The sequence below is a fragment of the Chryseomicrobium imtechense genome, assembly GCF_041475995.1.
GTDB lineage: Bacteria > Bacillota > Bacilli > Bacillales_A > Planococcaceae > Chryseomicrobium > Chryseomicrobium aureum.
The window spans coordinates 26171-48672 of record NZ_JBGOBM010000012.1 but is presented as its reverse complement, the minus strand read 5'-3'; the positions used below and the strand labels follow the sequence as shown (position 1 = coordinate 48672).

The window sequence follows — 22502 nt, the reverse complement described above, 5'->3', positions numbered from 1 at the left end:
TTTGATGAGGGAAGGCAAATGGTGCGCCACCAGCAATTGGTTCTAGTAGGTTCGATTCCTACCCCGAAATTTTTTATGCAGCACTAAATGAAAAATTTCAGGGACCGGTAGACCGGTTTAGGAGGAAGATCGAATTGCTAAAACGACGTGATTTGCAAGATTGCCATGCTCTTTATGAGTTAATGTCTGACCCGTCAGTGATGAAATTTGTACGCCAGAAAGCAGCTTCTGCTGAAGAGTATCTGTTTAGCACAAAAGCACTTATGGAAGAAGAACAAAATGGAACTGTGATTTCCCGTACAATTTTAAGTGATTTCGGGCAACCGATAGGAACGATCAATCTATTTGACGTTCAGCAAAATGCAGGGTTTCTCGGTACGTGGATTGGCACACCATTCCAAGGTCTTGGGTACAACTCAAAAGCGAAGGAACAATTTTTAAGCGAATTGTTTTTTGAACTTTCAATTGAAAAAGTCTTCATGCGCATTCGCAAAGTAAACGAAAAAAGTTTACGTGCGGCTAGTAAACTACCTTATTCGGTTCTTGCGAATGATTTATATCCTGCTTTATACAATGAAATCAATCGTGATCAAGAAGTATATGATTTATTTTGTATCTCAAAAGACATGTTCTTGTTTGCCATGTTACAGCAACAGAACCAAGAAGAACAAGCTATGTAATTCTTATAAAGAAAAGCATTTTCTCAAACTCGAGAAAATGCTTTTTTGTTTAGTTCCACTCTCTCTCTAGCAAATCGACAAAATCACGTGGATTTGGAGGTTGTTTCGCTACCGCTTGTTTTGATTTGATAAAATCTTGTTCGTTCACGAGCTTAGTGAGAGCCTGTGTAAACTCTTTTGTTGTCAGCAGATCTTCTTCTGTAACGACTGCGTACCCTTTTCGTTCAAAGTCATGCGCGTTCTCGACTTGGTCTCCACGACTCGCTTTCTTAGAAAGTGGAATCAAATACATCGGTTTTTGAAGTGCTAAAAATTCAAAAATCGCATTTGAACCAGCACGTGAGATGATAAAATCACTTGCTGCTATGAAATCAGCCAATTCATCGGTAACAAATTCAAAGATGCGATAATTTGGGTCTGTCCATTCATCATGGTGAACATGGCCTTTACCCGCAAGATGAATGATTTGAAAAGACTTCACTAGTTCTGAGCGTGTTTCTCGAATAAGTTGGTTGATTTTTGCTGATCCTTGACTGCCTCCCATAATCAGAATCACTGGCAGATTAGCTGTAAAGTTCAAAGCTTTTAACGCGTTTTCTTTAGATCCTTGAAACAGCTCTGGTCGAATCAACGCACCAACAGGTTCTCCTTTGCCAGGAAAGTGTTTTGCCGTCGTTTCAAATACGGTGAACACCTTTTTTGCAAACCGAGAGGCAATCTTATTGGCGAGGCCTGGGGACATATCGGACTCATGGATGAATAGTGGCTTATTTGTCAATTTGGCTGCGAGCGCAAGTGGCACTGACACAAATCCACCTTTTGAAAAAATTGCATGTGGTTTATGACGTTGAATTAACCGGACAGATTGTGCGATACCTGCCACTACTTTAAATGGATCCTTCATATTTTCGATGGAGAGGTACCGTCGCAGCTTGCCCGTCGATATTGCATGGAACGGGATATGCGGATAATACTCCTGGAGCAATTCTTCTTCAATTCCACCCGCTTGGCCGATGTAATGAATAGCATAGCCCCTTTTCTCTAGTTCTGGTATAATGGCTAAGTTTAAAGAAACATGGCCAGCGGTTCCTCCGCCTGTTAAAAATACTGTTTTCATCTTGTATAGACCTCCAAGTTCATCTAAAAGGACGTGCACATTGTGGTAAAAAACTTACCGACTTATTTAAAAACCTTATCCATCATCGTCATGCCAATTCTCATCACTCAAGTTTTTCTTTACTTGATGACTTTTTTCGATATTTTAATGACGAGTAAATATGATATCGGACATCTAGCTGGTGTGTCAATCGGCTCTTCTCTATGGATACCTGTTTATACAGGCTTAACAGGTATCCTTATCAGTATAACGCCTATTGTAGCGCATTACATAGGTGGAAATAACAAACAACAAGTAAAACCTTCTGTACAACAGGGCATACTTGTGGCGATTGCAATGTCATTACTCGTCTATGCACTTATTTTTCTAGCAGTAGAGCCTATTGTATCCATGATGGACGTTTCTGCAATCGAACGAGAAATTGCCATTGCTTACGTAAAAGCAATTTCAATTGGATTGATCCCTTTATTTATCTATAGTGTATTGCGTGGGTTCATCGATGCTCTTGGTCTTACACGAATTACGATGTTCATCACTTTGTTATCTGCCCCAATTAATGTATTTCTGAATTATCTCTTTATCTTCGGGAAGTTCGGTGCCCCGGAGTTAGGTGGTCAAGGGGCTGCACTGGCCTCAGCACTCACTTATTGGGTTGTCTTGTTTATAACAATCGGATTGATCGCTACACTTCCCTCAATCAAAGAGTATCAGATTTTCAGTGGGTTCTCGGGAATTCAAATGAAGCGGATCTGGACTATTATCGCAATGGGCGTACCGATTGGTCTATCCATCTTTGCTGAAACAACAATTTTCTCAGCAATTACATTAATGATGACAAATTATACAACTGAAATATTGTCTGCCCACCAGATTGCATTAAACTTTACTTCACTGCTTTATATGATTCCACTATCTATTGCCATGGGAGCTACCATTGTTGTAGGTCAATCTGTTGGCGCGAAGAAGTTTACTGAAGCCTCTCATTATGCATGGCTATCCGTCCTTTTAGCCATAGCTGTAAGTTTTGTTTCAGCATCTATTTTGTTCTTTTTCCGCGAGCAAATTTCGACGTTCTATACAGATGATGCTGTCGTAGTAGGGTATGCTGTTCAATTTTTACTATTTGCAGCTTTATTTCAATTATCAGATGCTATCCAAGCACCTGTGCAAGGAGCACTCCGTGGATACAAAGACGTTAAAATCACATTCATTATGGCGATTATCTCGTACTGGGTCATCGGCTTACCACTTGGGTACTACTTAGCAACTACCACTTCACTCGTACAGTATGGATATTGGGTCGGATTAATTGCAGGATTGACAGTTGGAGCGATTACTCTGTCTATACGATTGCTTATTGTTCAAAAAACGTATGCACGTAAAAAAGCACAAGCCTAATTGGCTGTGCTTTTTTAATCCATAATGCCCGAGTCATTTATTTTCACCTCAAAGGTTGGTTCAATTACTAAATTCATACTGGAAAAGAAAACAATTGTTACTGCGCAAAACGTGTTGACAGTTCGTTAAACCTTTCAGTGACTTTACGTAAAAAGTACTCTTCTTCCCATTTTGAGCAATCCAGCAATGTTACTTTTTGACGCAGTTGTTCATTTTTTTGTTCCAATGTTTGGCGTGTGCGTGGGTGTGTTTGGACATCCAACAACTCATCATCAATCACTTGATCGATGTCACTTGCTGTTGAAAGGCTGGTTAAGCGTTCACGTTCGGGATAAATTTTCTTCAATGTGGAAAGTACTTGATAGGTTTCTAACGTTGGACAGGCGGTTAAATTTTCGCCGATAACGACAAGTTGTGTTTTCACATTCACATCTTCTTGCATCCACTGTGTCATTCCATATGCATATTGAAATAAATGAGGCTTAGAAGTTGAAGGCAATTGAATATACCCCTTCACTCGGTAAACCGTTTCTGGTAGAGATTGAATCCACTCTTCCACTGCATACTGCGGAAACGAAGAAGAAAGTACTTCTAGTCGCGTCCCTAAGGTTAACTCCATTCCGACACGCATCGGCTCATGTGCGGATAAGGAAGGTGCTAAATGCTGGAGTTGTGAAAAATCAACTGTACTGTATGTAGTCGGAACAATCTTTGCTTTTGCGTTTAATTGACTGAGTGAAAATTGAACCTCCTCCAGTTCTTCTGAATCTACTACATCTACTTTATTTAATACAAGCAAGTGACCATGTTTGATTTGCTCAAAGAATAAGGCCTTTGTTTGTATTAGCAATTTATCACGTTCTAAAAATCGAACCGCATCCACCACTGTCACAATTCCTTTAAAGTCAAAGTGGTCAGCAAATAAAGGAGATAAAATCACATCTAAGGAGGCAACTGGATGTGCTGCACCTGTCGTTTCAATTAGCAGAACATCAAATTCTTCTTGATGTAAAATTTGTTGTATTTGTGCCTCTGTTTTTTCTGCTGGTGAACAACAAATACATCCTTCTAATAATTCACGAAGCGGCACGTCCTCCTCAACTGCGTCACTATCAAATCCAAGTGCTCCTAGTTCATTCATAATGACTGCAGGCTTCAAGCCAAGTTGCTTAAGATGTGTCAGCCACTTCACGAGGAGTGTAGTTTTACCACTCCCTAAAAAGCCACTTAATAGATAGACATCTTTCATTAAAAACCCTCCTGTAAAAAAAGGGACTGACTACACGTAGTCAGTCCTTTCTGTTTTATTCTGCTGCTTGATCAAGCACTTCAATAGCTCGTAAAAGTTGTGGATCTTCTGTACGAAGTTTTTCACGAACAGCATCCATAATTGCAAGTGTGGTATCACCAGATACTACACCCGTCACTTCCAATTCGTTCTCTTGTTGGAATTCTTCGACAGCCGTTTCGAGTTGCTCATCAAAACGCATTTCTTCTTCATCTACCGAATAGCCAAGTGCTGTCATAAATTGTTTCAAAACACCGACTTGTTCTGACTGAAGGTCAAGAGACAATTCAACTGCAGGATCTAATGGCGCAAGAGATGCATAGTCAGGATATTCCACCACTTCATCGGGTTGAACACCTTCCTCGTGAATCCAATTACCTTCTGGAGTTAACCATTTTGCAGTTGTTAACTTAATATTCGAACCATCCGCTAAATCTTCAACACTCTGCACAGTACCTTTACCGAAAGAAGGAAGACCTACAACTGGAATATCAGCAGATTCGCTAAGTGCAGCTGCAATAATCTCAGATGCTGAAGCACTACCTCCGTCGATAATGACAGCAGTTGGCACTGTTACACGTTCTGCTTCTACTGCAGGTAGAATCGTAGCTTCACCTTGTTGCTCAATTTGCAATACCGGTTGACCTTCTTCTACAAATAAAGAAGCAATATCAACAGCAACGTTCAATAAGCCACCTGGATTTTGACGGACATCAAGAAGTAATTTTTCCATTCCTTGTGCTTCCATCTCATCGAGTGCATCTAGTAATTCCTGATATGTGTCATGAGAGAAACTAGAAATTGAAATATGAGCGACGTTGCCGTCCAACATCTCCGTATAAACCGTTTCTATCGGAATATCATCACGAGTGATTGTTACTTCAATTGGTTCAGCTTCCCCACGTTGAATCGTAAGTGTGACCTCTGATCCTTTTTCTCCTCGAATGAGAAGAACAGCTTCTGAAGCACTAAATCCGCGAATGTCTTCTCCATCGACTGAAAGAATTTTATCATTCGGCATAATTCCTGCACGCTCAGCTGGAGAGTTTTTAATTGGTGAAACAACTGTGATAACACCGTTTTGCTCTTGAATCTCAGCACCAATTCCTTGGAAGCTTGAAGAGATACTCTCATCAAATTGTGCAGCCTCTTCTTGATTCAAATAATCGGAGTATGGATCCCCAAGTGCATCAACCATACCATTGATGGCACCATTTACAAGTTCCTCTTGATCAAAATCTGTATAATACTGTTCGCGTAGTTGATCATACACATCATAGAGTCGTGAAAACTCTTGTCGTTCTGTTGGCTGAATGACTTCTGCCACCTTTTCATCACCCGTTGTTAGGGCGAGCATAGTCACTCCTGCAGAAGCAATAGCTGTTAGGAACAATACGATGACGAATATAAATGGGTTGATCCGAAAAGCTCGGCGAACTGGTGGTTGTTCAGGCTTCGTTTCAGGCTGTTGGTCCATTTTCTCACCTCATTAATAAAGACTGTCGTCCATGTCGACAGTCTAAAAATGGTGCCAGGGCATAGCGCCCTAGAACATTTTATTCTTGAATAGCTGCTTCTAATGCGACAACAATCATGTCGTTAAATGTAGTTTGGCGTTCTTCTGAAGATGTTGCCTCACCTGTTAAGATGTGGTCACTTACAGTTAAGATTGACAACGCTTGACGGTTGAATTTAGCTGCAAGTGTATAAAGAGCTGCAGATTCCATTTCAACTGCTAAGATGCCATAGTCAGCCCATTTTTTATAGTCTGCTTCATCATTGTAGAATAGGTCAGCCGTGAAAATGTTTCCTACACGTAGGTTAAGTCCAGCTGCCTTACCCGCTTCATATGCTTTGTACAGAAGATCAAAATCTGCAGTTGGTGCATAAGCAAGGTCGTTTAAAAGAACTTTGTTTAATGAAGAATCAGTTGAAGCACTTTGACCAATGATTACGTCACGTACTTTTACATCTTTTTGGATGGCTCCACATGTACCTACACGAATTAATTTTTGCACATCATACTCTTGCATTAATTCTGTAACGTAAATTGCAATCGATGGAACACCCATCCCAGTTCCTTGTACAGAAATGCGTTTCCCTTTATAAGTTCCTGTGTATCCAAACATGTTACGAACTTCATTATATTGAACGACATCTTCTAAAAATGTCTCTGCAATGTATTTTGCACGTAATGGATCTCCTGGAAGTAAAATTGTATCTGCAATTTCACCTTTTTTAGCACTGATATGAACACTCATCATGTAACCTCATTTCTTTAACGTATAAATTTATGATACATAGTTTAGCGACTGAATGCAATTCATGTTATTACTTCGTTTTATATTCTTCCCATAACTCATCAAAAATAGAAGCAGGAATCGCATCATCTGCTTGCATCTCAATATAAGTAGACAGTTCATAAAAGTCGTTTGTATTTTTAGGGAAGTCATGAAGTTCAAACACACGCTCAGCAAATCGATGTTTTGGATTTGATGCTGAACCGCCTCTATGTCTCAACACAAATTGATAGAATGTATCTCTCATAAGTCCACCTCTTTACTTGAAGGTAGACAAATATTCGCCATATCCTTCTTTTTCTAAATCTTCCTTTGGAACGAAACGAAGAGCTGCTGAATTGATGCAATAACGTAAGCCAGTAGACTCTTTTGGTCCGTCTGGGAATACGTGTCCTAAATGCGAGTCCGCCGTCTTACTGCGCACTTCTACACGACGCATACCAAAACTGTCATCAAATTCTTCTACAATTTCAGGCGCATCGATTGGTTTTGTAAAACTTGGCCACCCACACCCTGCATCGTATTTATCATTCGAGTGAAATAATGGTTTTCCAGAAACGATGTCCACATAAATTCCTTCATGGAAGTGTTGATCGTATTCACCTTGATACGGTGGCTCTGTTCCATTTTCTTGCGTGACATGGTACTGCATAGGCGTTAATTTTTCACGTAGATTATCCTTCAAAATAATTCCTCCTTAACTGTTCAACAAAGTTTTTACGTCCGGAGCCAGTAAAGTAGCGCTCGTAATGGCCACTATTTTTTTTGTAGTAATCTTGGTGGTACTCTTCTGCTTCGTAAAAAGGTTTAGCTGGGAGTAGCTCAACAGCTACTTTTTTTGTGAAGACATCGGATTCAAGTCGTTTCATAACTTTTTCAGCTACTTCTTTTTGGTCCGCATCATGATAAAAAATCGCCGTTTGATAGGATTTTCCTCTATCAAAAAATTGGCCTCCAGCATCAAATGGGTCAACATTTTGAAAATAGATTTCGACAAGTTGTTCATAACTGAATTTCGTTGGATCAAAGGTGATCTGTACCGCCTCATAATGACCTGTTGTCTCGGAACAAACTTGTTCATACGTAGGATTCTCAACATGGCCACCCGTGTATCCAGACACTACTTTTTCAATTCCATCATACGAATCAAAAGGTTTGACCATACACCAAAAACAGCCACCTGCGAAAGTTGCTTTTTCCATCTTTAAAACCTCCCTGTCATTGATCTGTTGGAACAGTCACGGAGAGTATAATTTCATCATTCTCCAAGTCAATTTCTTGAGCCCGAATATCTAAGTCCCCATCAATCGGTAATCCACCTAAATCTATAAAGACTGACTCATCTGCTGGACTTACGATCATCCAGTTTGGTAAATCAATTGAACTGCGCAATAATTTTAAGATTTCTTCAGGAGGAATCGATAGTTGACCTATATCTACTTGATTTTGCACAAGTTGAATATTGCCATCCTCAAGTACAACCGGATCAAAATACATCTGAACTGGAATCGTTAAACTAAAAACGGTGAGTTCAGAAGTCAAAGCAATTTTATCCTCCACAACCAATTGTAATGGGATTGGCTGGTCACGAACTGCTTCTTGAATGTATTTGTTCGCAAGCTTTTCAAAGTCTTGTTTGGATGTCTCGACAAACAATTGACCTCCTTCTGCAGGGTCTGGTCTGTCAGTAAGTGTATAGCTTTCAGACGTTCCAGTCAGTAAACTTCCCACATAAACGATTGCAATTACTAGCAAAAGTACAAGTCCAAGAAATGCGATTTTCCATTTATTCAAAGTTATCAGCCCCCATTTACATACAGTTCCCCATCTGATTGCTCTATGAAACCACAGCTTTCCATTGTACGGAGCATCCGATTGGCGATTAAATCATAGCCTTGTCCATTCGGATGGAAGAAATCTGTGTGATACACCAAATTTGCGTTGGTATAAAAAAGGTCTTGTACGGGTACAAAACAGGTTGATTGGAAGTCGCCCAAAGTAGCTTCCATCGCCGTATTCCAATCCACGACTATAGATTCTACTTCTTGTGACTCTACTGTAATTAATGAGAACGGATTATACAAGCCAAGTGCAACAATAGGGGCCTGTGGGTTAATCGCTCGTATATAATCCAGGATATGATAGTACCGTGTCTCATATAGTTCTCGTTCTTCTTCGAATGCCTCTAACTGAAGTGAGAACAAGTCACGTTTAATTACTTTCATGACATCATTTCCACCAATAGATAAGAAAATATGACTTGCTTCTTGAATTTCTTTATCGAGACTCCCGCTTGATAGAAGGGTTAACAACTGATCACTTCGTCGTCCACGTTTCGCTGTATTGATCAATTCAACTCGGTCGATTTGCTCACTTGTCAAGAATTCATTTCGAATACGTCCAACGTACCCATCTTTCTTTAACTCATCACCGATTCCAACTGTTAACGAATCGCCAAGTCCGAGAAATAACAAATTATCAGGAAAGACATTATAAGGAACCTGATAGCGAACAGGTTCCTCACGGTCTTTCACCTGAAAAACAGGCTTGATTACAAAACTGCTACATCCACTTATAACGACAACAACTACCAATGCAACAAATGCTAATTTTTTCAACTGCTTACCCTTCCAACAAATACATAAATCCAATTGCACCAGGACCTGTATGGGTAGAAATTACAGGCGTAGTAAAGGACAGTTTCACGTCTTTAAATCCTGTCGCTTCAATTGCTTCTTTTAGTGGAGTAGCCATTTGATACCCGTCAGCTTGTGCAATCCCAACAGCTTTTACACGTTTGGCAGCTGAATCTTTAGTAAATTCATTCATTAAGTACGTAATGACTTGTTTGTAACTTCTCGCTTTAGCTACTGGTGTGTACTCTCCTCCTGCTAGTGAAGCGATTGGTTTAATTGAGAGTAAAGAGCCAAGCATTGCTCGTCCTTTTCCAATCCGCCCACCTTTCACAAGGTTATCAAGTGTATCGACTACTACGAACAGGCGTGTATTTTCACGAACACGGTCGAGATGACGTAAAATCTCACCCATTGATTTGCCTTGTTGAGCCAGACGAGCTGCTTCTTTCACTTGAAATGCAAGTGCGTGTGAGATGAATCGTGAGTCAACTACAGTGACATTCGAAGATGTAATGCTAGCAGCAGATTCAGCAGATTTAACTGTCCCGCTCATCCCACCTGTCATATGGATTGACAGAATTTCAGACCCGTCTTTTCCAAGTTCATCATAAATTTCAGTGAAGGTACCTGCAGAAGGTTGAGAAGATTTTGGTAACTCTTTCGATTGTTTCATTTTACTAATGAATTCTTCAGCAGACAGTGTTACACCGTCTAAATAATCCTGACCATCCACATGAATGGTCAATGGCACGACAGTTATTCCTAATTGTTCGAAAACATCTTGCGTCAGTTCAGCTGTTGAATCCGTTACAATTTTAATTGTCGTCATCTTGATTCCCCCTGTAAGTCTGAGCGTGCATCCTGTATTAGACGTTCGACCCGCTCTTTAAATGTGTCCGTCGACTCGTCTTGTTGTTGATAAACAGCAGGTAAAATTTTCACAAACACCTCTGCTGGAGTTATTTTATTTTCATTTTGCTCCATCAATCGAGACGTACCAACGATTGCAATTGGAATGATCGGCACTTGAGCCTTAGCTGCGATTCGAACAAATCCTGTTTTAAACTCTTTCATCTCATTCCCTTTCGAACGTGCGCCTTCTGGGAACAACAATAAAGAGTGACCCGCTTTTAGACTTTCAACACTGTCTGAAATGGAGTTGAGTGCACTGCGTCGATTCGAGCGATCGATAAAAACACAATTGAGTTCATCCATCCAATCTGCAATAAAAGGTATTTTTTTCACTTCTACTTTAGAAAGAAACCCAAATGGTTTTGGTACAGTGGCAATCAATACCGGAATATCGAAATTCCCCTCATGGTTTGCAACAAAAAGGACAGGTCCCTCTTGTAAATTTTCTTTCCCAGTAAGGTGAGCTGTTGCACCCGCCTTTTTAAGAATGTTTTGAGACCATCGCTGAGGCGTTTCAAAGACTGCTTGATCGTACTCTGCAGTCGTTAATTCCGCTTTACGTTTCCTCAATTTTTTTAGCGTGTTCAATTGGGTTGGGATGTACCCGATAATATAACTATACGTTACGATGCTTCTTAACAACTTATTCACGGGCCTTTCTTCTGTAGCGTTTGTATGTGAAATCTACGCCAGATTTAGAAGTGTGTTTTGGGGACTCCCATTCGAGGATGAAGTCATTGTATTCCGGAAAAAAAGCATCTCCTACGTACTGCTTATGAATTTCAGTGATAAGTAAGCGATCTGCGTAGTCGAGGTACTCTGTAAACACCTTCGCTCCACCTATAACTACTACTTCCTCATGAAGCGATTGTCCATACAACAAGGCTTCTTCAAATGTATGGACAATCTTAACACCCTCCGCAGAAAACTCTTTATTTCGTGTCATGACGATGTTATCCCGCCCTGGAAGTGGACGTCCAATTGATTCGAATGTATTGCGTCCCATTATGACAGGACGACCGAGTGTATTTTCTTTGAAGTACTTCAAGTCTTCTGGAATATGCCAAGGCATCTCATTGTTATGGCCAATTACATGTTTCTCGTCATGTGCCACTATAAATGTAATCATCAAATTCCCCCTATACAGCAATTTCCGCGTGAATACGAGGGTGTGATTCGTATCCAATCAGTTGAATATCGTCTGTTTTCATATCAAAAATTGAGATATCGCGTAGTGTGATCGTTGGAAGTGGTTTTGGCTCTCGTGCCAACAACTCATTGACTTGGTCGAGATGATTGCTATAAAGATGTGCATCACCAAACGTGTGCACGAAATCGCCAGCTTCAAGACCAGTCTCCTTTGCAATCAAATGAACAAGTAATGCATACGATGCTATGTTGAATGGAACGCCTAAGAAAACATCCGCACTGCGCTGGTACAATTGACAACTCAGTTTATTACCTTGCACATAAAATTGCATGAATGAATGACAAGGTGGTAATGCCATCTCATCTACTTCTGCAGGATTCCATGCAGTGACGATGTGTCGGCGTGAATGCGGTGAGTTTTTAATGGATTCAATGACAGTTTGAATCTGGTCTACACTACCACCATCTTTAGTTTCCCACGAGCGCCATTGTCTCCCATATACCGGCCCCAATTCACCATATTTCTTCGCAAAGTCGTCATCCGTTTTGATGCGTTCGATGAAAGCTTTCATTTCTCGGTCGTACAGAATTTTGAAATCAGGATCTTTTGAGGCACGTAAACCAAAGTCCGTCATATTTGGTCCATTATACTCTTCACTTGAAATCCATTGTTCAAATGCCCACTCATTCCAAATATTATTGTTTTGACGCACGAGTGTTTGAATATTCGTATCTCCATGTAAGAACCATAAAAGCTCTGAGACAATTAATTTAAATGAAGTATGCTTTGTAGTCAGTAACGGAAACCCCTCCGCTAAATTAAAGCGCATCTGATATCCAAAAACTCCGATAGTGCCGACTCCTGTTCGGTCTTCTCGTCGTTCACCGTTTTTCAATATGTATTCACATAATTCATGATATTGTTTCATTATGACACTCCTCTAAGATAACCATTTTGGTGGCGTATTCTTCGACCAATAAATTTCTCCGATATCTTGATGTTTTGCAAATTGATCATCATGTGTATGGTAATGGAATGTAAAGTAATAGCCTTCCAATGGTCGTTTTTCAACACGTACATGCGCACGTAAAATATCAGCATTTGTGTCCTGATCATACAAGTGGAAAATTTTTTCGCCGTAATCACCGGAAGGCTTATGCGAAATTGCAGAAGATGCCGTGGCATATTCTTCTATCTTTTGCTTATAAAATGGGAAGATTTCCGCTTCGTAGCGTTGCTGAATGCGTGGTTGAATTTTTGAACCAAATTTCACATCACTCTGTTCACGCGCCTCATCAATGAGTCGCCCAATATCCAGTACCCGTTCCTCTGCATGGGTTTCAGTAAATTGGTTTTCTTCGATTTCAAATACGGAATTCCAGATCTCATGCGATGGTGTAATGACACCAAATGTGACTACAGCGACTAAAGCGGCTAAAAACTTTTTAATAAATCCTGACAACACATTCACTTCCATCCGTAACATTTTTGAAACAACTTTTCATTGAATAAATGACTAAGGCTTCATTCTTTTCTGATTTCATTGTACAATAAGAAACAATGACATGTAACAAAAACACTTTTATTCTAAAGGAGAGATTATCTCATGAGCTTAGGACTTGCGATTGGTATCGGATATTTATTATTACTTGGATACTTAACTTCATTAAATTTCACGCATTGATTGAAAAAGACCTACGCGATTATTACTCGCATAGGTCTTTTTTGTTACGAACGCCAAAATGAAATTTTGCGCTTTTTCTTTTCAATTGGTGAAAACCATATTTTTCAAACAGTTCACTCGTATAATGTGCTTTAATGACCGCTCGTTTTCGGCACACTCGAATTGCCTCCCTGACCCATTCATCCGTCAGCTGATCACGTACTGCAAATTGCTTATGCGTTGTAAAGTTAGTCGACTCTTCAATAGCAGTCTCAAACAGTGGATCCATGTACACGACATCATATGAGTTATCCGGTTGATTCCGCAGATAGTCTACAGCATCTTGCTGTACAATTTCTATACGCCTGAACGCTTGTTGCAGCTCTTCACTTTCAAAGTTAGTGAATTGTTGACTTACTTTCATGAGAAACGCAAGGACTTCTGATTTTTCAAGTCCGACGATGATTCCTGAATCCCCAAGATCCACACTCGCCATCAGTGCATCCGCTCCGAAACCTATCGTGCAATCCAAAAATGAATCACCTTTCACTAGATTTAGCGCACGAAGCAAAGGTTCTTGTTCTCCAGCGATCCATCGCTTATACCGAAACATTGCCGTTCCTGGATGGTATTTATACCTCTCTCCAGTAGGTTTGACCGCCTCAATACCTGTAGACGTGTAAATATAGACAATGTCGTAGGGCTCAAAATAGTTTTTCAGAGACTTTCCGTTTCTAGGTAGAAAATCCATCGCATGAAAATGGGCAAATTGCATGGCCATTTGTTGTTCATCCTGCTTCAGTTTTAATGAAGTAGTGACTGCTACATTCATTGACCTTGTAATTGCTCAAGCACACCTTGAATGTGATCGACAATCGCTTCTTTTGGAAAGTTCTCAATCTGTTCACGCGGAATGAAATACGCAAGTTTGCCATCTTTCCAAAATGCCATCGACGGCGAACTCGGAGGTACATCTTCAAAGTAACCGCGCATAGTTTCCGTTGCTTCTTGATCTTGTCCAGCAAACACCGTTACTAAGTGATCGGGTTTCGCTGTTGTTGTCTCTACAGCCTCAATGGCTGCAGGACGTGCAAGACCTGCTGCGCACCCACAAACAGAGTTGATGACAACAAGTGATAACCCTTCAGCAGTTTGCATATGTTCCCTCACAGCATCTTCTGTTGTCAATTCTTTAAAACCATGTCCAACGAGTTCTTGGCGCATTGGTGCAACAATTTGTTTCATATATTCTTCATAAGCATTCATGTTTAGTCCTCCTTAATTGCACGTGCCATATTCATTTGCTTCCAAACAGAGCCTTTTGCTTCTTCTCCCTGCTCGATTCGAGCTAAAGCCATCTTCACTTGAAGACGTACTTCATATTCAGAATCATCTTGTGCTTTTTTCAGTACGTCGATATGTTCTTTAGTACCTACTTCGTAGAAGAACATCGCAGCACGCCAGCGAACTAATTTATTTTTATCTGCTAAAGCCTCGGCCATTGCTTGTGCAAACTCTTCGTACCCAAGGTCGCTCATCGTATCTCCTGCTGTACGACGAATGGAAGCATTTTTATCATGTAACGCAATGGTCAAATGTGGAATGACCATCTTATCTTCCAAAATACCAAGATAAATAACTGCCAAGCGGCGAATGGATACCTTTTCATCTTTTAAAGCAAGTGCGAGAAGCGGCAAATCATCAAGAGTCGGATGAGTCAAGCGGTCAAGTAATTGATAGCGGACTTCCCAGTCTGGATGTTGAAAGTCTTCAAGGCTAACAGGATGGCGCGTATTCTTCCACTCTGTTTCCGCACTGGATTCTGGAGAGCTGAGTTGTGTGAGTCTTTCTGTCGTAAAAGCAGCATCGAGTTCAGCAATCACTTGGTTTGCAATTTCTTCGAACTCCCCGTATCGTACGCCATAGTCTATCCATTTTCTCTGCAAGATATAATTCTCGTCGTCTTGAATCCGTTGATTAAATGTTTCCATAAAGCGGTCTGGAAGTGCAAAGCGCTGTTCATTTTGTGAATCAAACACTTTCACTTGAAGTGGAATGCCATGATAATCTTGCACGTGCACACGCACTTCACCGAATGAATCTGTAGCAGATTCCGTTTGCGTCTCTGAGACTTGTTCCTTCCCAAATACTTGTTCGATTTGAGGGACAAGTGTATCCCAACTCGCTTTTGGATGTTTTTCTACTGCCATAAAGTCAGCCACATGATAAATCCCTTTAATTCCTTCTAAAGAAAACAGTGATGCAATGATTTCTGGAGCATCGTCGAGTTGACCTTCTCTATAGTTATGGCTAGTTCCGAATGCCAATTCCTGGTCCACAACAATTTTCATGGAGTTCGGACTTGGTGTTGGCTCGATTGTGATGATTTTCATAGAATCACTCCTTCTGTAAGTAGTGTATCATGATGAAGCCATTTCTTCTAAATATGCCCACCGTTCCATCTTTTCTTCAAGCAAAGCCTCATTCGCTTCTAAATCAATGGATGCTACGCGGATTTTTTCGTAATCAGAGCCCGCGGAATCGATGATAGATTGACTGGCAGCGATTTTTTCTTCAAGAAGTGCAATCTGATCTTCAATCGTTTCCCACTCTTTCTTTTCTTGATAACTCATGCGTTTCTTTTTTGGTTTTGGCTCTTCAGCCACTTGTTTTGGTGTAACGACTTGTTTCTCTATTTTCGCCAGTTCACGTTTTTGTTCCAAGTATTCTGCAAAGCTGTCTAGTGTCACTACTACTGCTTGATTTTCAAGCGCCCATAATTTTGTCGTTACGCGGTCAATGAAGTAACGGTCATGTGAGACTACCAATACAACACCAGCAAAGCTGTCCAAATAATCCTCAAGTACCGCTAAAGTATCTAAGTCTAAATCATTTGTCGGTTCATCTAAAATTAATACGTTTGGTTGCTGTATCAAAAGTTTGAGTAAATATAAGCGTTTTTTCTCGCCACCGGATAATTTATAAATCGGTGTCCCGTGCATAGATGTCGGAAATAAAAAGCGCTCTAACATTTGAACGGCACTTAGACGTTCGCCACTAGAAGTTTTAATAGAGTTTGAATCTTCTGTAATATAATGGAGCACCCGTTGATTCTCATCAAACTTCGGAAGCTCTTGACTAAAGTATCCAATTCGAACGGTTTGCCCGACTTCTAGAGTTCCACTAGTAGGTTGTATAATTCCCGCTATTATGGACAATAACGTAGTCTTACCTGCGCCATTTTCTCCGACAATCCCAATACGGTCTTTATTTTGAAGAATGAATGAAAAATCATCAAAAAGTCGTTTGTCTTCAAACGCCATTCCAAGTGCATGACCTTCCATTACTTTTTTGCCAAGTCGGCTCGTTGCAAGATTGACATCGAAATCTTGTTCGTTGTTTTTTAGTAAAGCACGATCTTTAATGTCTTCAAAACGATCTAGTCGTGCCTTTTGTTTCGTCGTCCGAGCCTTGGCCCCGCGCCGAACCCATTTGAGTTCATTCCGATATAGATTTTGAAGTTTGGATTGTTCTGCTTGTTGTTGCTCATAGCGAATCGCTTTGCTTTCAAGGAATTGCTCGTAATTGCCTTTATAGTTATAAACCGTCAGCTGATCGATTTCGTAAATTGTAGTGGACACTGCATCAAGAAACAGACGGTCGTGCGTTACAAACAAAACAGCACCGTCATACGCTTTCACTAGATCCTCTAACGCAATCGTCGATTCAACATCTAAATGGTTCGTAGGCTCATCAAGTAAAAGTAAATCATGTGGTTCAATTAATGCCCGAGCTAAGGCAACCCGTTTTTGTTGGCCACCAGATAATTGACCAACAGGTTTTTCGAAGTCTGTAATCCCGAGCTTCGTAAGCGCTTGTTTTGCTGCCGTATTGAGATCCCAACCGCCGTCTTCCATTTTCTCTTGAATGGAAACAAGCTCTTCTACGAATTTCATGTTGTTTGGTTCTTGTTCAGCTTGCTTACGAATACGTTCGTAGTTTCTATTAAGTGCTACGATAGCTAAGTCACTGATAAACATCGTTTCTAGCACTGATTTTGTAGGGTCTAGATCCGGTGCTTGAGCTAGATAGCTAATTGAATAGTGATTCGGATGGTCTTTATGTAATGAATCAGCATCAATAGAACCTTCAATGATTTGCAGTAGTGTAGACTTCCCACTACCATTTTTTCCAACGAGACCAATCTTTTCACCTTTTGTGATTGTAAATTCAATGTTTTTGAAGAGGGTCTTTTCTCCAACCGTTTTTGTTAAGTTTTGAATAATTAATTGCGACATGGAGATTCTCCTAATTCGTTGTAAAGTTGCTCAAGAAACGCTTCCATAAATCGGTGACGTTCCTCGGCAATCTCTTTTGCTTTTTCTGTATTCATTTTATCTTTTAGCTTCAATAACTTTTCATAGAAGTGAGTAACGGATGAACCGTTGTCAATTTTAGCACCAGATACTACTTCCTCAACTTCTTTGTGATTGTATAGACTGCGATCTTTCGCACCACCAAATGCAAATGTACGTGCTATGCCGATTGCCCCAATAGCATCTATACGGTCAGCGTCTTGCACAATCTTCGCTTCTAATGAAGTTGCTGTTAACCCGCCACTAAAGGAAACTTGGTCAATGAGTGAGCGGATGATTTTCTGTTCTTCTTCTGTCACAGAAAACGTTGTAAAGATAGATTGCATGAAATCTGCACTTCTATCATTTTTATATTTTTTATCTTCAACATCATGTAACCCTACTGCAAGCGTAACAATTCGGTGGTTCGCTTCTTTGTAATTTTCAAGTATACGCCTAGCATTTTCATAGACCCGGTCTATATGGGCCATGTCGTGGCTTGCATCAAACTGATTATAATAGTCCACTAAGTAAGGACGTAATTCACTCCACATGGTGTGTTCCCCTTTCAAATTGACGGATGAGGTCGAATCCTGTATAGTTTAGCTAGTAATTATCTGATTTTTCTAACGAAGGGGGTCCCCGTACAATGCAACAAGGACAAGTAAAATGGTTTAATGCAGAAAAAGGCTACGGATTTATTGAGTCAAACGATGGTGAAGATGTATTTGTTCATTTTACAGGTATCCATGGTGAAGGATTTCGTACGTTAGAAGAAGGTCAAAAAGTGCATTATCGTACTGTAGAAGGAAATCGTGGACCACAGGCAGCAGATGTTCATGTGATCCTAGATGAATAGACAATCTTCTCCCTCGCATACTTGCGCGGGTTTTTTTATGTGTTTTGATATAGTTTTTGTCCGATTTCTTTCAATTGTTTTCCTACAGAACAGCCGGAAATACAAAATTGATGTGCCGCTGTTTTTCCTTGTCGTGAACGAAGATCGTGTTTAATTGGACATTCTTCACAGTAGACAGAAAGCAAACGATCTATTTCATTTGTAATTTGTTGTGTTAACACGTTTATCCCACCTTATCTATTGTAGTAGTATAATCGTTTTTTGAAGTCAGTTGCAAGGGAAGGAACTAGAGAATGATTGAATTGTACACAGATGCAGCTACGCGTGGAAACCCAGGAGAAAGTGCCATAGGGGTATTTTGGAAAGGAAACGGAAGCGAAGGATACCACGCAGAGAAGATTGGCGTATGCTCAAATCACGAAGCTGAATTCATTGCACTGCGAGAAGGAATTCGACACGTCCTCCCTCTCCAGCCTGATATTTTATCGATTCGAGTCGATTCTAAAATCGTGGCTGATGCAGTTGAACGTAATTACACGAAAAACCCTACATTTAAACCGATTTTGGATGAAATTTATTCGTTACTTGATGGCATTCCGATGTTCTTTGTAAAATGGATTCCAGACAAAGAGAACCGGGCGGCGCATCGAATGGCGACGGAGGCTTTGAGGAAGTGAAAGCTGAGAAGTGCGTTAAATATCTGTGGGCTCGCTAGGAATTAGTTTCCATAACATGACTCAGGGCACAAATGGCGGTTTTGAGGGCACAAAACGGACCAATCGAGGCACAAAAACATCTTCGTAGGGCATAAAAATGGCCGCTCAGGGCACAAATCCCGAGTGGCAGTTTCCAATATCGAGTTCCTCCTCCTAGAAATCCCGCAAGAAGCCATCGCAATCTATGAAACAAAATGCGCTTCACAGCTCACGCTGGCTTCTTGCACAATTTCTGACCAGTCGGCTCCACATCTAGACATAAAAAAAGACCCCCGAAGAGGTCCTTTGAAAGTTTAGAATTAAGCTTTAACTACGTTAGTAGCTTGTAGGCCACGTTGACCTTGCTCGATTTCGAAAGTTACGTCTTGACCTTCGTCAAGAGTTTTGAAACCTTCGCCTTGGATAGCTGAGAAGTGAACGAATACGTCGTCTCCGCCTTCGCGCTCGATGAATCCGAATCCTTTTTCTGAGTTAAACCATTTTACTTTACCTTGTTCCATGTGTGTATCCTCCTCATGCACTGTGTGTGCACTTTTGTTACTATCCTTGCTCAACACTATAGTAAAAGTGTTGCCACCTACTAACGCTCCGAACAAAAATAATTCTATTACAATATACCATGAGCTGGGAGAGAATGCAAATAGAATGATCAAATTGTCAAAAGAGCTCCAATTGCCCCACTATAGCCATGTTGAGGCAAAAACAGGGGGTTCTTCTCCTTTAAAATTGTATAGGACGCTATAACATTTTGGAGCATTTCATTCTCTTCTAAAGTCGTACCGATGTAAATAATATCGGTACACCCTTTTGTATCGGCAGCTTGAATGGCAAGTGAAGAAATCACTTCACCTATCATTCCTTGTATCCCGGCCACGTAGTCATTTTCATCATTTACGCCTTGTTCAGCTGTTAATAGAGCTCCGAAATTACTTGCTGTCAGTGAACCTTTGATAGGAAGCTGGTTGTTTTGATAAATGTCCTCTACGCGGACATCGATCCATTTTCGAGAACCTTGCTCACTCTTTTTCACGATTTCTTCGAACTGATCAGTTCCAATCAGGATTTTACTTAGGCCAAGCAAAGTCCCTCCTCCGATCCCAGTTCCAGCTAACCTTTCGTGTGTGGTGCCAGATAAATAATGGATAGACGTTCCAGTTCCAATGTTTGTAATGATGGTTTTTTCTATTTGTAAGTTTTGTTTTTTTAACTGGTAAAGAACACCTTGTACGGTTGCATCAAACTCCACAACATAGTGGTAGTTTTCAGATCCTAAATATGTCTCAAGTTGTTTCGCTCTTCCGCCAGTCATACATATTTGAAGCTTCTCGTTAGATTTGCCAATCCATTCTTTAACTAAATCAAAACGAGTTGCAGGGAAATTAATGGTCTCAATCTCGTCTTTTTGCCAATAGGCAATCTTGACCAAGGTTCCCCCTGCATCTATTCCTAGAGAACACATATTACAATTCCTTTCTGTAAACCAATTCTCCATTTACAATTGTCGCTTCAATTGTGCAATGAACGATCGACTCTTTTGTTATTTCGTCGGAAACGACTGTGAAATCTGCTTCAAATCCTGGGGCAATCTTTCCGAATCGTGCTTCCTGCATCGCGATTTCTGCTGCGTTTGTCGTGTATAAACGCACCGCTTCAAAAGGTGTTAATTCTTGATCAGGTAAATATGGGTTGTTAATAGCCGCTTGGATCCCAAGAAGAGGGTCTGCAGTTTCAATAGGTGCGTCTGAACCTCCAGCTAAACCAATGGAGTTGTCTAACAGCGTACGCCACGCATACGAATAGGTAAGACGTTCTTCTCCTAGTCGATCTTTTACCCACGGAAAATCAGAAGGGACAAACATCGGTTGAATATCACACATAACACGTAGCTTTGCAATTCGTTTGATTAAATGTTCTGAGAGCACATTTACATGAATCAAACGGTCAAGCGCCTGTTGAGGGGCAGGAAATTGCTCAAGCAGTTCAACAATTTCTTCAGTTGCTCGGTCACCAATCACATGGACTGCAATGCCAGCTTCATGTTGACGAGCTAGCTTAACCATCTCGATTAATTCTTCTTTTGTATGAATAGCGACACCGTGAGTATCCTCACTATCGCTATATGGGTTGCTCAACCAAGCTGTGCGGCCGCCTAGAGACCCGTCCATAAAAATCTTCATACATCCGAATGACAGGAAGTCATCTCCTGTTTCATGGGTCATATCTGCAAATACATGGTGATGCCTTAGTAAGTGTACTCGAAATGATTTATTCAGCCCTTTTCGGTATGCATGCAATGGATTGGTATACGGTCCATAATACGCCATATCTTCCGAATGACCACCTGTGAGACCAAGTTTATGTAAGTCTTGAATACTCTTTTGAATAATTGTCGTTAAATCTTCAACGGTTAACTCCGGAATTGCATTCGTGACGAGAGATTGAGCTTCATCATAGAACAGACCATTTAATTCATTTGTTTGTTCATCGCGTCCAATCACTCCCCCTGCAACCTCTTCAACAGAATGCGTGATACCTGCAAGTTCCATAGCTTTAGAATTCGCAACCAACCCATGGCGACAAATTCGTTTTAAAACTACCGGGGTATTTGGGAAAAGTGCATCTAAATCTGCTGAAATCGGTGCACGGTTATCCATTAATGTATTGTCATTCCAACCTTCTAAAACTATCCAACCGGAAACCGGATGTTCCTCACCAACCACATCTAAAATCTCACGAATTGAACGGCATTCTGAAAGGTCTGCTGATGAAATCTTTTGACCATGACCAATCAAATGCATATGACTATCAATAAAGCCAGGGTATACGACGTTTCCATCTAGAGAGATTTGCTTGTCTGCGAGCGCTTTCAATTGTTCGAACGAACCTGTCTGAATAATCGTTCCGTCTTCTACTAAAACGGCCTCTACTGACTCAGTTTCACTTTCCATCGTAAAAAATTGAGCATTATAAAATACTGTCTTCACGAGCTACCTCCTTGAATGTTGGGTGTATGGTGATTTTAACGTTACCTTTTAGAGCATTACTGATCATGCATCTTTCATCTGCTTTGTGAACCAGGCGCTCGATGAGTTTTCTCTTCTCAAGATTTACGTAAGAAATGGTCGGGTAATGGTGAAGCTCACTTACTTTATATGTACCTGCATCGACTTCAACTAGTAGTTCGGACTTTAACTCAATGTGAGCGTCCTCGATGTTACTTCTCTCAAACATCGCACCGAGTGTCATGATATAGCATCCAGCTGCAGAGCTGAGTAAAAGCTCGTCTGGGTTAGTCCCTTGTCCTGGACCATCCAATGATGCTGGAATCGAAAAGTCATGCGTGTAGTTCGCAATCGTCACTTGTCCTATTGTATTGCGTTTTGAATTCCAATGAAGTGCTTGGTGAAAAGTATGTCGCATCCGTTTAC

At 40.7% G+C, this 22502-nt stretch carries 28 protein-coding genes; 4 read left to right on the top strand and 24 right to left on the bottom strand.

All coding sequences use genetic code 11. From position 1 onward, the window contains the following. Positions 1–134: 134 nt before the first annotated feature. Positions 135–680: a GNAT family N-acetyltransferase gene (locus AB5N96_RS11190; protein ID WP_204589239.1), complete on the top strand. Its 546-nt coding sequence runs from the start codon at positions 135–137 to the stop codon at positions 678–680. A 49-nt stretch (positions 681–729) separates the two neighbouring features. On the opposite strand, the gene murG is transcribed toward AB5N96_RS11190, so the two are convergent. Then, positions 730–1797 (bottom strand): undecaprenyldiphospho-muramoylpentapeptide beta-N-acetylglucosaminyltransferase, encoded by a 1068-nt coding sequence (gene murG, locus AB5N96_RS11185; RefSeq protein WP_392456560.1) that lies wholly within the window; start codon positions 1795–1797, stop codon positions 730–732. Positions 1798–1887: 90 nt separating this feature from the next. Here murG and AB5N96_RS11180 point away from each other — a divergent pair, with 90 nt between their 5' ends. After that, positions 1888–3195 carry an MATE family efflux transporter gene (locus tag AB5N96_RS11180; RefSeq protein WP_499705539.1) on the top strand — a complete coding sequence of 436 codons (1308 nt, stop codon included), beginning with the start codon at positions 1888–1890 and terminating at the stop codon, positions 3193–3195. A 97-nt stretch (positions 3196–3292) separates the two neighbouring features. Here AB5N96_RS11180 and AB5N96_RS11175 read toward each other — a convergent pair whose 3' ends face one another. The 18 genes from AB5N96_RS11175 to AB5N96_RS11090 all read right to left on the bottom strand — a co-directional run bounded on the left by AB5N96_RS11175 (position 3293) and on the right by AB5N96_RS11090 (position 18053). Then, positions 3293–4444: a CobW family GTP-binding protein gene (locus AB5N96_RS11175; RefSeq protein ID WP_499705531.1), complete on the bottom strand. Its 1152-nt coding sequence runs from the start codon at positions 4442–4444 to the stop codon at positions 3293–3295. Positions 4445–4499: 55 nt separating this feature from the next. Further along, positions 4500–5960, bottom strand: a complete 1461-nt coding sequence (locus AB5N96_RS11170) for a S41 family peptidase (RefSeq protein ID WP_204589236.1) — start codon at positions 5958–5960, stop codon at positions 4500–4502. A 79-nt stretch (positions 5961–6039) separates the two neighbouring features. Next, positions 6040–6744 carry a purine-nucleoside phosphorylase gene (deoD, locus tag AB5N96_RS11165; protein WP_392456554.1) on the bottom strand — a complete coding sequence of 235 codons (705 nt, stop codon included), beginning with the start codon at positions 6742–6744 and terminating at the stop codon, positions 6040–6042. A gap of 70 nt (positions 6745–6814) precedes the next feature. Beyond that, entirely contained in the window at positions 6815–7030 is a 216-nt protein-coding gene (locus AB5N96_RS11160) for a YozE family protein (RefSeq protein ID WP_204589234.1), read from the bottom strand. A gap of 12 nt (positions 7031–7042) precedes the next feature. Further along, entirely contained in the window at positions 7043–7435 is a 393-nt protein-coding gene (msrB, locus tag AB5N96_RS11155; protein WP_239584804.1) for a peptide-methionine (R)-S-oxide reductase MsrB, read from the bottom strand. Positions 7436–7457: 22 nt separating this feature from the next. Further along, the gene (gene msrA, locus AB5N96_RS11150; RefSeq protein ID WP_392456551.1) at positions 7458–7985 is read right to left on the bottom strand and encodes a peptide-methionine (S)-S-oxide reductase MsrA; all 528 of its coding nucleotides are present in this window, start codon (positions 7983–7985) and stop codon (positions 7458–7460) included. A 16-nt stretch (positions 7986–8001) separates the two neighbouring features. Beyond that, a complete protein-coding gene (locus AB5N96_RS11145; protein WP_392456549.1) occupies positions 8002–8577 on the bottom strand; it encodes a YpmS family protein in 576 nt (191 codons plus the stop codon). A 5-nt stretch (positions 8578–8582) separates the two neighbouring features. Further along, positions 8583–9401: a GDSL-type esterase/lipase family protein gene (locus AB5N96_RS11140; protein WP_499705530.1), complete on the bottom strand. Its 819-nt coding sequence runs from the start codon at positions 9399–9401 to the stop codon at positions 8583–8585. Between the two features lie 4 nt (positions 9402–9405). Beyond that, a complete protein-coding gene (locus AB5N96_RS11135; RefSeq protein ID WP_204589229.1) occupies positions 9406–10248 on the bottom strand; it encodes a DegV family protein in 843 nt (280 codons plus the stop codon). Then, positions 10245–10982 carry a lysophospholipid acyltransferase family protein gene (locus AB5N96_RS11130; RefSeq protein ID WP_499705529.1) on the bottom strand — a complete coding sequence of 246 codons (738 nt, stop codon included), beginning with the start codon at positions 10980–10982 and terminating at the stop codon, positions 10245–10247. The genes AB5N96_RS11135 and AB5N96_RS11130 overlap by 4 nt, the downstream gene beginning before the upstream one ends. Next, positions 10975–11460, bottom strand: a complete 486-nt coding sequence (locus AB5N96_RS11125) for a dihydrofolate reductase (RefSeq protein ID WP_499705528.1) — start codon at positions 11458–11460, stop codon at positions 10975–10977. The genes AB5N96_RS11130 and AB5N96_RS11125 overlap by 8 nt, the downstream gene beginning before the upstream one ends. A gap of 10 nt (positions 11461–11470) precedes the next feature. Next, entirely contained in the window at positions 11471–12409 is a 939-nt protein-coding gene (locus AB5N96_RS11120; protein ID WP_392456540.1) for a thymidylate synthase, read from the bottom strand. A gap of 12 nt (positions 12410–12421) precedes the next feature. Further along, positions 12422–12967, bottom strand: a complete 546-nt coding sequence (locus AB5N96_RS11115; protein WP_499705527.1) for a YpjP family protein — start codon at positions 12965–12967, stop codon at positions 12422–12424. A 220-nt stretch (positions 12968–13187) separates the two neighbouring features. Further along, positions 13188–13925 (bottom strand): class I SAM-dependent methyltransferase, encoded by a 738-nt coding sequence (locus AB5N96_RS11110; protein WP_499705526.1) that lies wholly within the window; start codon positions 13923–13925, stop codon positions 13188–13190. A 47-nt stretch (positions 13926–13972) separates the two neighbouring features. Beyond that, positions 13973–14410 (bottom strand): BrxA/BrxB family bacilliredoxin, encoded by a 438-nt coding sequence (locus tag AB5N96_RS11105; RefSeq protein ID WP_204589224.1) that lies wholly within the window; start codon positions 14408–14410, stop codon positions 13973–13975. 2 nt (positions 14411–14412) lie between these two features. Further along, complete coding sequence (locus tag AB5N96_RS11100) at positions 14413–15537, bottom strand: conserved virulence factor C family protein (RefSeq protein ID WP_204589223.1); 1125 nt, start codon at positions 15535–15537, stop codon at positions 14413–14415. Between the two features lie 27 nt (positions 15538–15564). Then, positions 15565–17442 (bottom strand): ABC-F family ATP-binding cassette domain-containing protein, encoded by a 1878-nt coding sequence (locus AB5N96_RS11095; RefSeq protein WP_499705525.1) that lies wholly within the window; start codon positions 17440–17442, stop codon positions 15565–15567. Then, positions 17430–18053 carry an HD domain-containing protein gene (locus AB5N96_RS11090; RefSeq protein ID WP_499705524.1) on the bottom strand — a complete coding sequence of 208 codons (624 nt, stop codon included), beginning with the start codon at positions 18051–18053 and terminating at the stop codon, positions 17430–17432. The genes AB5N96_RS11095 and AB5N96_RS11090 overlap by 13 nt, the downstream gene beginning before the upstream one ends. 95 nt (positions 18054–18148) lie before the next feature. On the opposite strand from AB5N96_RS11090, the gene AB5N96_RS11085 reads away from it, so the two are divergent. Further along, complete coding sequence (locus AB5N96_RS11085; RefSeq protein WP_204589220.1) at positions 18149–18358, top strand: cold-shock protein; 210 nt, start codon at positions 18149–18151, stop codon at positions 18356–18358. Between the two features lie 35 nt (positions 18359–18393). Here the strand turns inward: AB5N96_RS11085 and AB5N96_RS11080 are convergent, their stop codons facing one another. Then, a complete protein-coding gene (locus tag AB5N96_RS11080) occupies positions 18394–18579 on the bottom strand; it encodes a zinc-finger domain-containing protein (protein ID WP_392456528.1) in 186 nt (61 codons plus the stop codon). 72 nt (positions 18580–18651) lie between these two features. On the opposite strand from AB5N96_RS11080, the gene AB5N96_RS11075 reads away from it, so the two are divergent. After that, the gene (locus AB5N96_RS11075; RefSeq protein ID WP_499705523.1) at positions 18652–19035 is read left to right on the top strand and encodes a ribonuclease HI family protein; all 384 of its coding nucleotides are present in this window, start codon (positions 18652–18654) and stop codon (positions 19033–19035) included. 338 nt (positions 19036–19373) lie between these two features. Here the strand turns inward: AB5N96_RS11075 and AB5N96_RS11070 are convergent, their stop codons facing one another. The 4 genes from AB5N96_RS11070 to AB5N96_RS11055 all read right to left on the bottom strand — a co-directional run bounded on the left by AB5N96_RS11070 (position 19374) and on the right by AB5N96_RS11055 (position 22494). Continuing rightward, on the bottom strand, positions 19374–19574 hold the full coding sequence (locus AB5N96_RS11070; protein ID WP_100352564.1) for a cold-shock protein: 201 nt from the start codon (positions 19572–19574) through the stop codon (positions 19374–19376). Between the two features lie 149 nt (positions 19575–19723). Next, the gene (gene coaW / locus AB5N96_RS11065) at positions 19724–20533 is read right to left on the bottom strand and encodes a type II pantothenate kinase (RefSeq protein ID WP_204589218.1); all 810 of its coding nucleotides are present in this window, start codon (positions 20531–20533) and stop codon (positions 19724–19726) included. A 1-nt stretch (position 20534) separates the two neighbouring features. After that, the gene (locus AB5N96_RS11060) at positions 20535–22058 is read right to left on the bottom strand and encodes an amidohydrolase (protein ID WP_499705522.1); all 1524 of its coding nucleotides are present in this window, start codon (positions 22056–22058) and stop codon (positions 20535–20537) included. Next, positions 22039–22494, bottom strand: a complete 456-nt coding sequence (locus tag AB5N96_RS11055) for an OsmC family protein (RefSeq protein WP_204589216.1) — start codon at positions 22492–22494, stop codon at positions 22039–22041. The genes AB5N96_RS11060 and AB5N96_RS11055 overlap by 20 nt, the downstream gene beginning before the upstream one ends. Positions 22495–22502 lie beyond the last annotated feature (8 nt).